The 12,243-nt window shown below is 62.8% G+C and carries 10 protein-coding genes; 1 reads left to right on the plus strand and 9 read right to left on the minus strand.

Annotation, left to right across the window (positions count from 1 at the left end; genetic code table 11):
* Positions 1–32 precede the first annotated feature (32 nt).
* The 8 genes from VJX68_RS00545 to VJX68_RS00580 form a co-directional block, all read right to left on the minus strand.
* On the minus strand, positions 33–1,274 hold the full coding sequence (locus VJX68_RS00545) for an MFS transporter (protein ID WP_324093679.1): 1,242 nt from the start codon (positions 1,272–1,274) through the stop codon (positions 33–35).
* Between the two features lie 60 nt (positions 1,275–1,334).
* Positions 1,335–1,979 (minus strand): SH3 domain-containing protein, encoded by a 645-nt coding sequence (locus tag VJX68_RS00550; protein ID WP_324093680.1) that lies wholly within the window; start codon positions 1,977–1,979, stop codon positions 1,335–1,337.
* A gap of 70 nt (positions 1,980–2,049) precedes the next feature.
* Entirely contained in the window at positions 2,050–3,807 is a 1,758-nt protein-coding gene (locus VJX68_RS00555; protein ID WP_324093681.1) for a radical SAM protein, read from the minus strand.
* Between the two features lie 78 nt (positions 3,808–3,885).
* Positions 3,886–4,698: a class I SAM-dependent methyltransferase gene (locus VJX68_RS00560; RefSeq protein WP_324093682.1), complete on the minus strand. Its 813-nt coding sequence runs from the start codon at positions 4,696–4,698 to the stop codon at positions 3,886–3,888.
* 13 nt (positions 4,699–4,711) lie between these two features.
* Positions 4,712–5,575 (minus strand): formate dehydrogenase accessory sulfurtransferase FdhD, encoded by an 864-nt coding sequence (gene fdhD / locus VJX68_RS00565; RefSeq protein WP_324093683.1) that lies wholly within the window; start codon positions 5,573–5,575, stop codon positions 4,712–4,714.
* Positions 5,572–8,658, minus strand: coding sequence for a formate dehydrogenase subunit alpha (fdhF, locus tag VJX68_RS00570; protein WP_324093684.1), 3,087 nt, complete (start codon positions 8,656–8,658; stop codon positions 5,572–5,574). The genes fdhD and fdhF overlap by 4 nt, the downstream gene beginning before the upstream one ends.
* Positions 8,639–10,255, minus strand: coding sequence for a formate dehydrogenase beta subunit (locus tag VJX68_RS00575; protein ID WP_324093685.1), 1,617 nt, complete (start codon positions 10,253–10,255; stop codon positions 8,639–8,641). The genes fdhF and VJX68_RS00575 overlap by 20 nt, the downstream gene beginning before the upstream one ends.
* Positions 10,252–10,758 (minus strand): formate dehydrogenase subunit gamma, encoded by a 507-nt coding sequence (locus VJX68_RS00580; protein ID WP_324093686.1) that lies wholly within the window; start codon positions 10,756–10,758, stop codon positions 10,252–10,254. Before VJX68_RS00580 ends, VJX68_RS00575 begins: the two co-directional genes overlap by 4 nt.
* A 103-nt stretch (positions 10,759–10,861) precedes the next feature.
* On the opposite strand from VJX68_RS00580, the gene VJX68_RS00585 reads away from it, so the two are divergent.
* Complete coding sequence (locus VJX68_RS00585) at positions 10,862–11,347, plus strand: nitrate reductase associated protein (protein ID WP_324093687.1); 486 nt, start codon at positions 10,862–10,864, stop codon at positions 11,345–11,347.
* Here the strand turns inward: VJX68_RS00585 and thiD are convergent.
* Positions 11,329–12,135, minus strand: a complete 807-nt coding sequence (gene thiD / locus VJX68_RS00590) for a bifunctional hydroxymethylpyrimidine kinase/phosphomethylpyrimidine kinase (protein WP_324093688.1) — start codon at positions 12,133–12,135, stop codon at positions 11,329–11,331. The genes VJX68_RS00585 and thiD overlap by 19 nt on opposite strands.
* Positions 12,136–12,243: the final 108 nt, after the last annotated feature.

The raw sequence follows: 12,243 nt of genomic DNA on the forward strand, positions 1-12,243 counted from the left end.
ATGATCTTCCGCCAGTGACCGCTTCGAGAGTATTACGCGGTGGCGGGAACTGGCGCAGTGGCTTGGCGAGCCTGCTCGGATTCGAAGGAGCGGCACGAATACGTTACTGCCGCGCCGAGAAGACACATCACGACGAATACTTCGAAGGCAGTCGCATAGCTGCCGGTCAGATCGTAGATCTTGCCCGCGCCGACCGGGCCGACGAATGCGCCAATGGTATTGAAGATGCCTGCGATGCCGCCGATCGAGCCGAAACGCTTGAGCCCGAGCGACTCCGCTACCAGCATCGGGACCAGCACCAATGGTGCGCCGAGCGACAATCCGAAGATCAGCACGAACGGAATCAGCACGGCGGTTCGCGCCGTGCCGAAGATCAGGATCATCCCGACGCACGCGGCGAGAAAGTTGAACGTCAGCGCGATTCTTGCGCTCACGCGATCGGCAAACAGGCCCATCCCAAGCTTGCCGAATGCCGCGAACACGTACACCAGGCTCATCATGCCGGCTGCGAACGACGCCGTGTAGCCGAGCTCGGTGAGATATTTGATCAGGTGCAACCCCGCGCCTGCCGCGACGGCGGCGAAAAAGAACTGCGCCGCGGAAATCATCCAGAACGAGCGCGAGCGGAACGCTTCGCGCAGTTCGAATCCGGGCAACGCGTCGCTCGCCTGCGCGACGCTGACGCCCTCGGCCTGCGGCGGCCGCGTTCTCACCACGAAAATTATCAGCGGGACGACGACGAGGAACATCGGGATCGCGAGCGCGACGTAGCCCGCGCGCCAGCCGCCGCGCACGATCGCGAAATTCCCAACCATCGTCATCGCAGCGCCGCCGAGCGAGGTGCCCGCGAACGCCAGGCCCATCGCAAGTCCGCGGCGCGCACCAAACCAGTTGGCGATCACCAACGCGCACGGCAACAGCGTCGATGCACCGATGCCGACGCCGAGCAGGATGTACGCAGCGAAGAGCGGGCCGAATGAATCGACGCGGCTGGCGATGAGAAACGACGCGCCCGTCATGATTGCCCCGGCAACCATCACGACCCGCGCCTCGACGCGATCGAGCAGCCATCCTATCAGCGGAGCGCTAAGCCCGGCGGACAGCGGCAGCGCGGCGCCCTGGAGGGTCGAGACTTGTGTGCGCGACCAGCCGAAATGTTTCAGCAGATGCGGAAAGAACAGGCCGCCGGTGTTGTAGCCGGATCCAAAAACGAACACCAGCACCACGAAGAGGCTCGCGACGATAATCCAACCCTGCCGTTCCCGATCCGTCATCAGATGCTCCCTGGCAGAGACTTATACCGACACGACAGGGGATCGTCGAGTGCGAAAGAACTATTCGAGCGCGGTCATCGGGATGAAGCCTTCGAGCCCGCTCTTCATCCGGATTCTCATGTAGTCCAGCGAGACGCCCACGACGTGAACGTTGTGGCCCTGATGTACCTCGGCGAGCTTCTTGGCCCATCGATTCGGTTTGTCGAGCACCCCGGCGTCATGCGTGAGCACGAAGACTTTGTCGGTCGGCTTGACCAGCTCGACCGACGACGGATCGATGTAGCCGGTCTGCCCGGACTTCAGCTTCACCTGCAGGTAGTAATGAGTGGACCCGGTCACCTCGACGAACTTGTCCGGCGACAACTGCTCGATCTGCTTGCTGCTTTTGGCGGGCGCGGAATATACCGGTGCGCTCTGCAGCACCTTCAGTCGCGCCTGAGCCGGTTCAATTTCCGGCTCGCGCACGCTGCTCTTGCTCGACACGTGGTGCGAAGTGGACTTTGGCTTCAATCCCGCCGGCGCTGGCACCCAGGTCTTGCCGGATGGCGCAGTCGCTGATGGACTCGTCGCCGACCCTGGAGAATTGACCGGCGCAGCGCCGCTCGGACCTTCCGCAGGGACGACCGAAGTCGAGGGAACGTCCTCCTCGCCGATTCCCGCCGCGAAGGCTGGCGCCGACCACGCGATCGCCACGGCCGCGGCCATCAGAAATGCTAAACGAAAATTGCTATGAACCATCTTCCTCGTCCTCCCCTCCTCTACTTGCCCATCTATTCTAGCAGGCGCCGCACACGGTGCATCGCTCGACGTCGCACGGCGGGCTCTGATGCTCATGATGCGCTTTCTTTCTTTCAGCGAGCAGAAACCATTTGTAAATGTGATGATCGATAAAGTCCCACGGCAGCCGCTCGTCGTGGACGTAATGGCGCGTGACGAAGAAATCGGGATCCGGCAACGATGAATTCTCGCTCGCCTGGACCTCGCGATGAATGTTCGACAACTCGTGCCAGATGGATCCGGCGCTTTCGCAGCCCGCGGCTTCCAGGCGTTCGAGGATGCCGCTGACACGGCGATCGCCTCGCGACACCATCGTCTGGAAATACGCCTCGCGCGGCGACTCCGCGTCGAGCTCGACTTGCCCCAGCCGCGTGAGGCGCTGGCGCAGCATCGCAACCTTGCGCTTGAGCGAGCGCGCGTCCTGCATCGGATCCCATTGAAACGGCGTCCACGGCTTGGGCACGAACGGATTGAGCGACACGGTCACGGAACCGATGCGGGTGCGGCGCGCGCGGGCGTGCTCGAGCACCTTGGCGACGAGGTCAGCGATCGCGAGCACGTCTTCGTCGCGCTCCTCGGGCAGGCCGATCATAAAATAAAACTTCAGGTTGCCGACGCCTTCGCCCAGCATCATCTCAGCCGTGCCCAGAATCTCGGCCTCGGTAAGATTTTTGTTGATGACCTTGCGCATCCGCTCGCTGCCGGCTTCCGGAGCGATGGTCACGCTCTGGTTTCCGCCGCGCGCCAAGGCAGATGCGAGCGCCGGCGAAATGCAATCGGCCTTGAGCGACGACGGCGACAGCCGCCCGCCGCGATCAACGACCGCCGATGCGATGTCGGCGACCCCGGGAACGCTCGCCATCTCGGCGCCGACGAGGCCGATCACTTTGCGCTCGCCAAGGCCGCGCTCAGCCTCGGCGATCAGCATTTCGGGCGCGCGATAACGAATCGGCCGATACATGAAACCGGCCGCGCAAAAGCGGCATCCCCATTGGCATCCGCGGCTCGCCTCGACCAGGAACATGTCGCCGAAGACGGATTCCTCGGTGAGAATCAGCGACGAAGTAGTGAAGCGGTTGAGGTCGCGAATCATGCGGCGATTGACCTGCGCGCTGCCGGGGCCGGTGTATTTCACCGTGGCGAGGCGGCCGGCGTCATCGTAAACGGGAGTATAGAAGTCGGGAAGATACGCACCCTGGACCGATGCGAGTTCGAGCAGTTGATTCGTCGAGCCGCGCGTCGATCGCCAGCGCTCGATGAACTCTGGGACCATCTCCTCGCCCTCGCCAATCAGAAACAGGTCGATGAAATCGGCGATCGGTTCGGGATTAAGAAAGACGGCCGAGCCGCCGGCGATGATCAGCGGAAAATTGCGGCCCGCGCGGTCGGCGCGGCGAGCGGGAATCCCGGCCATCCGCAGAACGCTCAGGACGTTGAGATAGTCCGTCTCGAAGGAAATCGAAAAGGCGAGGATGTCGAAGTCGGAGAGCGGGCGGCCGCGCTCGAACGAGACGAGGCGCTCGCCACCGTCGCGGAACAAGTCGCGCTCGTCGGCGCCGGGCAGGAATGCTCGATCGGCGGCCACGGACGGATCGGATTCGAAGATGTGAAACACGGCCTGGAAGCCGAGGTTCGCCATCCCGAGCCGGTACGTGTTCGGGTAGATGACGCAGACGGAAATGTCGCCGCCGGGTTGGCGCGGGTAGAGCACTTTTTCGCGCGCGATGCGCTCGAGCGCGCGCTTACGCGGGTACATTCGCCAACTCCGACATAATCATACAGAGTATCGCCGCGCGGACGGCACGCTCAAGAGGAGCGTCGAAGCCGTTGGGGCTCAGCGCTTCCAAGCCATATACGCGAAAAACTCGGGCGGCTCTCCCTTGAGAATGCCCGACGGTTCGACGGCCAGAATCGCGGCGCGGATGTCGCGCTCGAAAGCATCGACGCGGTCGCCGAGCACGCGCCGGCTGCAGAACGAAGTCGAGTAGAGATTTCCGATCATCGAGTCTATGGTCCATTCGACGTCGAAGGATTCCTGGTAGCTGGCGAGATCTCTGAAGCGGGAACGCGAGATGTATGTTTCGTGGCGTTCCGCGGGCGGCGGCGGACCGGGACTCTCCCATGGCAGCGGCCGGTGACCGAGATAACTCTTCAGCACCGTGTTAATCGCTGCACGCCACGGGATCATCGGCGGTGGTGGAATCGGCGCACCCTCGCCGACCACCGCGATGCCTCCGCCGTCCCTGACGAGATCGTAGAGCGCCTCGAGGGTACGCGCTCGATCCATCCAGTGGAACGAGTTGCCCATGGTGACGAGGCGGAACTGTCCGAGATTGGGTGACAAATCATTCGAGCCGCCGAATCGCCACTGGATATTGCCGATGTCGCGTTCGCGTGCGATGCGCTCGCCCTCGGCACGCATCGCGTCATCGGGATCCATTGCGACCACTTCTTCGAACAGCTGCGCGAGCGCAATCGCGACGGGACCGGGGCCGCAACCGAGATCGAGCAGCCTGCCGGTGCCGTCCAGTCGAAAATTCTCCCGAAGAATCTTCACCAGCGACGGCGGATACTTCGGACGGAACCGCGAGTAGTACCACGCGGTGCCTTCGTAAAGAGGCAGATAGTACTTTCCTGTTTCACTCACGGTCGGGAGAGTGTCATTGCGCTATTCGGTCGGGGCGGGTGTAGATGTTGAATCTCCCGTCGCGCAGGAAACCGACGAGCGTCGTGCCGACTTCTTCGGCCAGCTCGACTGCCAGCGACGACGGCGCCGACACGGCGGCCAGAATCGGCACACCGGCGGTCGCCGCCTTCTGCACGATCTCAAAGCTGAGCCGGCCGCTTACCATCATCAGGTGATGCGCCAGCGGAACGATCGCATTCGTCAACGCGTATCCGACCAGCTTGTCCACCGCGTTATGACGTCCGACGTCCTCGCGTATCGCGAGCATCGTGCCGTCGAGATTGAAGATGGCCGCGCCGTGAAGTCCGCCCGTCGCGGCAAACACGCGCTGGCCGGCGCGGAACTTCTCCGATAGCGCGAGCAGAGTGCGCGGTGCTGCGCGCACGGAACCAGAGGCGGGAGCGACGCGGCGCCGAATCGAGTCGATGCTGGTCTTGCCGCATACGCCACAGCTCGAACTCATGACGAAGTTGCGCTTAAGGCGGCTGCGCAGTCCGTCGGCGGGCACATTCAGCACGACGTCGATGGCGTTGGGCTCGGGCGCGCCCTTGCGTCCACGCACGCGCCGAATTTCGCCGAGCTCGCTCGGGTCATTGATGAAACCCTCGGCGAACAGAAAGCCGGCTGCAAGTTCCTCGTCATGTCCGGGCGTGCGCATCGTGAGCGTGAAGCGGCGGCCGGCAAGTCGAATCTCGAGCGGCTCTTCGACCACCAGTTTCTCACTGCGCTCCGCGGTAGTGCCTCCATCCCATCCTAGTGCGCGATGCTCGCGGACTTCATGGCGAACGGCATCAGCGGCATCGTCACCAGTCCGGAAGTGCGCGGGATCGGTTTTCATCCCTCGCCAACTTCTTCCGAATCAGGAACAGACTCGGTCGCGATAAAGGAAACTGCCAAGCGCACGAGCGGATTCAGCTCGTCGCCGCCCATTGCCACGTAATCGACAATCTCCCGCCGCATCCGAGCCTCCCAGAAATTGCGGAGATGGTTCGCGACGCCTTCGGCGGCTTCGTCGTGATCCGGATAGCCGGCGAAGTACGCGCCGATATCATTAGCCATCATGACGAGGTGATGAATATCGATCGTGTGAGCATCTTGAATAGCTACTCGATTCTCCGCGTGAGGCTGCCCGTTACGGCCGCGAGCTTGCAGCGATTTCGCTTCAGGCGCAACCTGGACCGCAGTAACTTTGAACTCGGGGCAGTTGGTCGCCCAATCGGAGTGCTCGGTCATCAAGTCGTTGGTGCGCGATTCCGGATGATGAAACGTGGTGTACACGACGCCGGGCTGGACGCGCTTCGTCACCAGCGCCCGCAAGCGCGTCTCGCCGCGGCGTGCCCGCACCTGGAGCCAATCGCCGTCGCGGATGCCGCGCAGCTCGGCGTCGCTCGGATGTATCTCGAGGCGATCCTCGCCGTGCATCGCCGCATTCAGAGTACGCCGCGTCTGAGTACCAACATTATACTGACTGAGTATCCGCCCAGTAGTCAGTATCAGTGGATATTCCGAGTTGGTGCGTTCCTCAGTGGGTACATACTCGGTAATCGTGAACTTGCCTTTGCCGCGCACGAAATGGTCGGCATGCATGGTAGCAGTACCCGCGGGTGCGGCGTCATTGCATGGCCATTGCACCGAGCCCAGCCGCTCGAGCGTTCCGTAGCTGACGCCGGAGAAAGTCGGAGTCAGCCGCGCGATCTCATCCATGATTTCCGACGGATGCGAATACTTCATCGAATAGCCGAGCGCGGTCGCAAGCTCGCAGGTAATTTCCCAATCTTCCTTGCCCGCGAGCGGCGCCGCGACCTTGCGCACCATCGAGATTCGCCGCTCGCTGTTGGTGAAGGTGCCGTTCTTTTCGAGGAACGACGAACCGGGCAGAAAGACGTGCGCGTACTTCGTGGTCTCATTGAAAAACAAATCCTGCACCACGACGCATTCCATCGCTCGCAGCGCCGCCGCGACGTGTTGCCCGTTCGGTTCCGATTGCGCGACGTCTTCGCCCTGCACGTAAAGGCCCTTGAAGCTGCCCTCCAGCGCCGCGTCGAACATGTTGGGAATGCGCAGGCCCGGTTCGGGATCGACCCGCACGCCCCACGCGGCATCGAAACTCGCGCGCACCGCCTCATCGGAAATGTGGCGATAGCCGCTGAACTCGTGCGGGAACGAGCCCATGTCGCACGACCCTTGCACGTTGTTCTGCCCGCGCAGAGGATTCACGCCGACTCCCGGCCGTCCGATGTTGCCGGTCGCCATCGCAAGATTCGCGATGCCCAGCACCATCGTGCTGCCCTGGCTGTGCTCCGTGACACCGAGGCCGTAGTAGATCGCACCGTTGGGAGCGCTCCCGTACAAACGTGCCGCCGCGCGGACCTTGTCCGCGGGCACGCCGGTGATCTTCTCCGTCGACTCCGGCGAATTATGCGGCTCCGCGACGAATTTCTTCCACGCCTCGAATTCATGCGGATCGCATCGCGCCGTAGCGAACGCCTCGTCGGTGAGTCCCTCCGTCACCACCATATGAGCGATTGCATTGATCAGCGCGACGTTGGTGCCGGGACGCAGTTGCAGATGATACGACGCCTGCACGTGTGGCAGCCGCACAATTTCAGTGACGCGAGGATCGATGACGATCAGCTTTGCGCCTTGTCGCAATCGGCGCTTCATCTGCGCCGCGAAGACCGGATGCCCCTCCGTGACGTTCGCGCCGATCACCATGATCACGTCGGCCTGCATCACCGAATCGAAATCCTGCGTCGTCGCCGAGGTGCCGAACGCCGTCTTGAGTCCATAACCGGTCGGCGAATGACAAACGCGTGCGCAGGTGTCGACGTTATTGTTGCCGAACACGGCGCGCACCAGTTTCTGCACCAGAAACGTTTCCTCGTTGGTGCATCGCGAGGACGTAATCCCGCCAACCGACCCGCGCCCATGCTCGTCCTGGATGCGCTTGAACTCCGACGCCGCGTATTCGATCGCCTCGCGCCACGAGACCTCGCGCCACGGTTCGGCGATCGATTCGCGAATCATCGGCCGCGTGACGCGATCGGGATGCGTGGTGTAGCCCCACGCGAAGCGGCCCTTAACGCACGAGTGCCCGTGATTGGCCTGCCCGTTCGGGTTCGGCACCATCCGCACGACGAGGTCGCCCTTCATCTCTGCGCGGAACGAACATCCGACACCGCAGTATCCGCAGGTCGTGACGACGCTGTGATCCGGCTGGCCGAGCTCGATCACTGATTTTTCCATCAACGTTGCGGTCGGACACGCCTGCACGCAAGCGCCGCAAGAGACGCACTCGGATGCCGAGAATGGACCTTTTTGTCCCGGCGAAATCACCGACGAAAAGCCGCGCCCGTCAATGGTCAGCGCAAACGTGCCTTGCACTTCCTCGCACGCGCGGACGCATCGCGAGCACACGATGCATTTCGACGGATCGAAAGTGAAATACGGATTAGACTGGTCCTTCTCCGCATGCAGGTGATTGGCGCCGCCGCCACGGTAACGCACCTCGCGCAGACCGACTGTGCCCGCCATGTCCTGCAGCTCGCAATTCCCGTTGGCGGGACAGGTGAGGCAGTCGAGGGGATGATCGGAAATGTACAGCTCCATCACGCCGCGCCGCAGCCGCGCGAGCGCCGGGCTCTCGGTGCGCACCTTCATGCCCGCGCGCACCGGAGTAGTGCACGACGCCGGGTAGCCGCGCTGGCCCTCGACTTCGACCAGGCACAAACGGCACGAGCCGAATGGCTCCAACGAATCCGTCGCGCACAATTTCGGCACGTGGATTCCGGCCTCCGCGGCGGCGCGAATGACCGACGTGCCTTCGGGTACCGCGACGACGCGTCCGTCGATCTCCAGCACGACCGTTCGCGCGCCGGGACGAAGCGGTGTGGCGAAATCGCTATCGCTGTGCGACCGCATGAGTACTCGCAGCTCCTGATGTCGAAATCGTGAGGTCCGCGCCGATAAACTCAACGTCGCGCGGAGTCAAACCGAAATCTTCGGGAAAATATTTGAGCGCACTCAAAACTGGCAACGGCGTAAGACCGCCCAGCGCGCATAGCGACCCAAACTTCATCGTGTCGCACAAGTCGCGAAGCACTTCGAGATTCTCGCGCGGCCGACGCCGGTTGACGATGTCATCTATCACCTCGGCGCCGCGAATCGAGCCGATTCGGCACGGCGTGCATTTGCCGCACGATTCGAGCGCGCAAAATTCCATCGCATAGCGAGCCATCCGCGCCATATCGACCGTATCGTCAAAGACGACGATTCCTCCGTGGCCCAGAATTCCTCCGCGCGCCGCGATTGATTCGAAGTCCAGCGCCACGTCCAGCATCGCTTCCGTGAAATACGCGCCCAGCGGTCCGCCCACCTGCACCGCGCGAACCGGCCTGCCGCTGGCGGTGCCGCCGCCGTAGTCGTGGACGATTTCGCGGAGCGTCACGCCCATCGACGTTTCGATCAGCCCCGGACGTTTCGCGTTGCCGGCGAGTTGAAACGGGATCGTGCCGCGCGAGTTGCCGGCGCCCAAGGAGCGAAAGAATTCCGCACCGCGCTCGATGATGATCGGCACTGTCGCGAATGAGACCACGTTGTTAATCAGCGTCGGCTTGCCAAACAGTCCTTCCAGCGCGGGAATCGGTGGCTTGAAGCGGACCATCCCGCGCCGCCCCTCGATGCTTTCGAGCATCGCGGTTTCCTCGCCGCAGATGTACGCCCCGGCGCCAAGCCGAATCTCCAGCTCGAACGACCTGCCGGTACCAAGTATGTTCGCGCCCAAATAGCCAGTCGAATAGGCAGTCGCGATCGCCTCAGTCAGTGCGCGACGCGCGTGCGGATACTCAGATCGCAGGTAGATATAGCCTTGCGTTGCACCGACGGCGAGCGCCGCAATAGTCATTCCTTCGAGCAGCACGAAGGGATCTCCCTCCATGATCATGCGGTCGGAAAACGTGCCCGAATCGCCTTCATCGGCGTTGCACACGACGTACTTTGGCGTCGCCGATGCGTCAGCCGCGGTCTTCCATTTGATACCCGTCGGAAATCCCGCGCCGCCACGGCCGCGAAGACCGGACTTCGTGACCTCGGCAACCGTCCTCTCAGCGCCGAACTCGATCGTGTGCTTCAGTCCTCGGTATCCGCCGTGCGCGATGAAATCGTCGAGCGACACCGGATCGGTCACACCCGCGCGCGCAAAAGTCAGCCGCGTCTGCGACTTGAGCCACGGTATTTCCTCGGCGACGCCGAGACGCAGGTGATGCTCGCGGCCGTCGAGAAAGTTTGAGCCGAACAGCGACGCGGCATCGCCCGCCGCAACCGGTCCATACGCCATTCGCCCGCCACTCGTTGCGACCTCGACCATCGGCTCATGCGAAAACATCCCGCGCGAACCATTGCGCACGATCTTCACGTCCAGCTTGCGCGCCGCCGCTTCCCTGCGAATCGCCTCGGCGACTGCGTCGGCGCCGAGAGACACGGCGCTCGAGTCGCGCGGAACATATACGACGGCGGTCATCGCGACGACCTTGACGAAGTGACACGGGAAAGAATTTCGTCGAAGCGTTGCGGATTGACGCGGCCGTAGAGGTCGCCGCCGACAACAATCGCCGGCGAGCACGCGCAATTGCCGAGACAGTAAACCGGCTCGAGTGTGAAGTCGCCGTTGCCGCTGGTTTGTCCGAAATCAATTCCAAGGCGGGCCTGAATATGCGCCGCGAGCGCGACCGCGCCCATCGCCTGGCACGACTCGGCGCGGCATACGCGAATGACTTTTCGGCCAGGCCGCTCGGTGCGGAAGTCGTGATAGAAACTGATAACGCCGTGGACCTCGGCGCGCGACAGATTCAGCGCTCGCGCAATCGCCGGCACAGCCTCTGGCGGGATATACCCGAGGCGCTTATTCACCGCGTGCAGCACCGGCATCAGCGCACCAGGCTTGTCAGCCAGGCCGGCAACGATTTCGTCAATCGCGCGCTCGTCAAAGCCGGCGCCGCCGTTTCTGGAATTCCTTGCGTCCATGGCTGCCACTATAGAATCGCTATACCACGATTGATGCTGGCGATCTTGATCCGGTTGGTTGCATATTGCAACCTGACAATTGCGCCGGGAGCCGGAGGTAAAGATGATCCGCAAATTCAAGTTTGAAGACGAGATGCACGAAAGTCTGCAATGCGTCCCGATGGCGGTGCGACGCAAGCTCGATCGCGTCGGCCTTAAAATCGGGCTCCAACAATGGAAGTCGCTGGATCGCGGCGAGCGGCTCGCAATCTGCCATTTCCCGTTCGATTCCGCCGAGGAGTGCGATGCGCTCGGCGTGTTCATCCGCGAGGCGATGGAGCGGCGACTCGGCGTCGAGCCGAAGTGTCTCACCGATGCGCAAAGAGCGTCCGCAGAACCGCCCGCGTCGCCGCCGGCTCGAGCAGTCGTGCACGCGCGCACAGCCGGCTTCGATCTGAACGCCACAACCTGGTCGCGGCTGGACGGCGACGAACGATTCGCCCTGCTCAAAATGGGCGACGCGGAAACGCCGAGCCATAATCTCGGCGCCGCGCTGAAAGAATTCAACGTGCCGGCGATCGCGCAGGTCGATCAGCCGCGCGCGAAGTGATCGAGGAGCGCCCGCCCCTTCCCCAATTTGAAGCTGTGCCTGAGCGCCGCGGTCACGTAACGCTTCGCGCCGCGGACCGCGTCCTCGAGACTCGCGCCGCGCGCGAGATGCGCCGCGATCGCCGCGGAGAAGGCGCATCCCGTTCCATGCGCGCCGCCGCCTGCGATTCGCGGGCTCTTGAGCTCGATAAAGCGGCGGCCGTCGTGAAACAAATCCGTCGCGAACCGGTTGTCCTTGCGATGCCCGCCCTTGATGACGACCGCGCGCGCACCCAGCTTAATAATCTTGATCGCGGCCTCGCGAATCGCCGCGTCGGAATCGATTCGAATGTGCGCCAGTACTTCAGCCTCGGCAATGTTCGGCGTTACGATGCGCGCGATCGGAATCAGGCGTTTACGAATCGCGCGTTCTCCCTTGGGTCCGATCAGGAGCGCGCCGCTGCTGGACACGATCACGGGATCAACCACCGGCGCCGGCAGTTTGAGCCGCTCGATCGCGCGCGCAACCGTTTTGACGATCGCCGCATTGGCCAGCGCTCCCGTCTTGACCGCGCGCGGAACGCATTCCAGCGCGAGCGTATCGAGCTGCGCCTCGACCATCTCGGGCGATACGTTTTCGACGTCCGCAACCCGGAAGCTGTTCTGCGCAATCACCTCGGTGATGACCGAATAGCCGTACACGCCGAGCGCCGCGAACGTCTTGAGGTCGGCCTGCAGTCCAGCGCCGCCGCCGGGATCGCTGCCTGCGATTGTTAGTGCGACAGGATGTTTCGAGTTGGGAGAGGCCAAGAATTCGGCTCTGATGCGTTGTAAACATCTTATCTAACGGCAGGGTTTAGCGAAAGATCCACGCTTAGTTGATCCTTCGAGGAACGGCGCGATACTTTGCAGTTCGGA

The organism is Binatus sp. (SeqCode), from assembly GCF_035272065.1.
Classification (GTDB): Bacteria; Desulfobacterota; Binatia; order Binatales; family Binataceae; genus Binatus.

Bases quoted from the DNA above. Each gene is read 5' to 3' on its own strand.
- VJX68_RS00545 (WP_324093679.1), bottom strand. From the start codon at position 1,274: ATGACGGATCGGGAACGGCAGGGTTGGATTATCGTCGCGAGCCTCTTC.
- VJX68_RS00550 (WP_324093680.1), bottom strand. From the start codon at position 1,979: ATGGCCGCGGCCGTGGCGATCGCGTGGTCGGCGCCAGCCTTCGCGGCG.
- VJX68_RS00555 (WP_324093681.1), bottom strand. From the start codon at position 3,807: ATGTACCCGCGTAAGCGCGCGCTCGAGCGCATCGCGCGCGAAAAAGTG.
- fdhD (WP_324093683.1), bottom strand. From the start codon at position 5,575: ATGAAAACCGATCCCGCGCACTTCCGGACTGGTGACGATGCCGCTGAT.
- fdhF (WP_324093684.1), bottom strand. From the start codon at position 8,658: ATGCGGTCGCACAGCGATAGCGATTTCGCCACACCGCTTCGTCCCGGC.
- VJX68_RS00575 (WP_324093685.1), bottom strand. From the start codon at position 10,255: ATGACCGCCGTCGTATATGTTCCGCGCGACTCGAGCGCCGTGTCTCTC.
- VJX68_RS00580 (WP_324093686.1), bottom strand. From the start codon at position 10,758: ATGGACGCAAGGAATTCCAGAAACGGCGGCGCCGGCTTTGACGAGCGC.
- VJX68_RS00585 (WP_324093687.1), top strand. From the start codon at position 10,862: ATGATCCGCAAATTCAAGTTTGAAGACGAGATGCACGAAAGTCTGCAA.